This window comes from Nocardia sp. NPDC059228, from assembly GCF_042754245.1.
Classification (GTDB): domain Bacteria; phylum Actinomycetota; class Actinomycetes; order Mycobacteriales; family Mycobacteriaceae; genus Nocardia.
This window is the reverse complement of the sequence record NZ_JBHZAL010000149.1, coordinates 1-1,168: the sequence shown is the minus strand read 5'-3', so window position 1 is coordinate 1,168 and position 1,168 is coordinate 1. Positions and strand designations below refer to the sequence as shown.

Annotated in this window: 1 protein-coding gene; it reads right to left on the bottom strand. The window is 70.2% G+C overall.

The annotated features are described in order from the left end of the window. Positions 1 to 1,010 (bottom strand): flavin-containing monooxygenase (locus ACFXKA_RS43085; RefSeq protein ID WP_379431926.1); only part of this gene is annotated, 1,010 nt, incomplete at its 3' end. Positions 1,011 to 1,168 lie beyond the last annotated feature (158 nt).

Genomic DNA, 1,168 nt, shown 5'->3' with positions numbered 1-1,168 from the left:
GTGCCGAAGATGATCGCGTCGAGCTCGGTCTCAGTTCCGTCGGCGCCCACGACCGTCGACCCGCGCACCTCGGCGAGCCCGGACGCCACGACGTCCACATTGGGCCGCGCGAGCGCCGGATAGTACGTACTGGACAGCAGGATCCGCTTGCAGCCGATCCGGTACGAGGGAGTCAGCCTGGCCCGCAGCGCCGGGTCCTTGACCGCCCGCGCGATGTTGGCCTTCGCGACGCGCTCGACGAGCCCCAGCTCATCGGGGCGCTTGGTGAACGCCTGGACCTGCAACTCCCTGATGCCCCAGAGCAGTCCGCGCCGCGCTACGGCGGTGGCGGGCACCTTGCGGTGCAGCCATCGCTCGGCGCCGGAGATGGCCCGGTCGGCGCGCGGCAGCACCCACGGCGGGGTGCGCTGGAAGAGCGTCAGCCTGGCCACGTCCGGCTGTACGGCCGGCACGATCTGGATCGCCGACGCGCCGGTGCCGATCATGGCGACGCGCTTGCCCCGCAGGTCGTAACCGTGGTCCCAGCGCGCGGAGTGGAAGACCTTGCCGGGGAACGAGTCGAGGCCGGGCACGTCCGGCACCTTGGGGTCCGACAGCGGCCCGGTGGCGGAGACCACGACGTCCGCCGTGATGATCCCGCGCGAGGTCTCGATCTCCCAGTGCGCCGCGTCCGCGATCCAGCGCATCAGCAGCACCTCGTGGTTCAGCCGGATGTGCGGCCGGAGACCGAAGGTGTCGGTGACGTGCTCCAGATAGGCGCGGATGTGCGACTGGCCGGAGAAGACGCGCGGCCAGTCCGGGTTGGGCGCGAAGGAGAACGAGTACAGGTGCGAGGGCACGTCGCAGGCGCAGCCCGGATAGCTGTTGTCGCGCCAGGTGCCGCCGACGGAGCCGGCCCGCTCCAGGACGACGAAGTCGGTGATCCCCTCACGCCGCAGCCGGACGGCGGCTCCCAGGCCACCGAACCCGGATCCGATCACCGCCACCCGTACGTGCTCGTGTCTGGCCATGCCGCCGCCTCCCGCCGGAGTTCCGCACCGGACCGCGCCAGTAATCACTGGCACTGTTGGGAGAGTAGGCCAGCTCCTTACTCATGGGTAGGGGGCGGACGAGAAAAGTTACCGACGGTAGGAGACAGCGGCGAGACATAGGCTGGACACCATGTCCG